1 protein-coding gene is annotated in these 255 nt (G+C 49.0%); it reads right to left on the bottom strand.

Annotated elements, in window-relative coordinates; translation table 11 throughout:
* Positions 1-206: hypothetical protein (locus tag C5P05_RS00095; RefSeq protein WP_157979126.1), on the bottom strand; the 206-nt coding region annotated here is incomplete at its 3' end.
* Positions 207-255 lie beyond the last annotated feature (49 nt).

The raw sequence follows: 255 nt of genomic DNA, 5'->3' as shown, positions 1-255 counted from the left end.
TGTTCGCCTGAGCCAGAAGATTCAAGTTTTGAATAGCCCCGGATGGTTGCATGGAAGTCATCAGAAAACGGCTTTCCTACAAAGCCTTTGATGACTGCAATGCCAGACACACCTTGAACGTCCCCGGCATATTGTTTGGCGGGTGTCATGAACCCGCACGCACCAAGCGTGCTTGCCACCAACGTGGCAATGAGAATATTTTTCATACGGTACCTCTATGCAAATTCAAGTTTCGAGGTAACCACCTGTGGATCG

Source organism: Rhodoferax ferrireducens, from assembly GCF_003347515.1.
Lineage (GTDB): Bacteria > Pseudomonadota > Gammaproteobacteria > Burkholderiales > Burkholderiaceae_C > Rhodoferax.
This window is presented reverse-complemented; position numbering and strand designations above follow the sequence as displayed.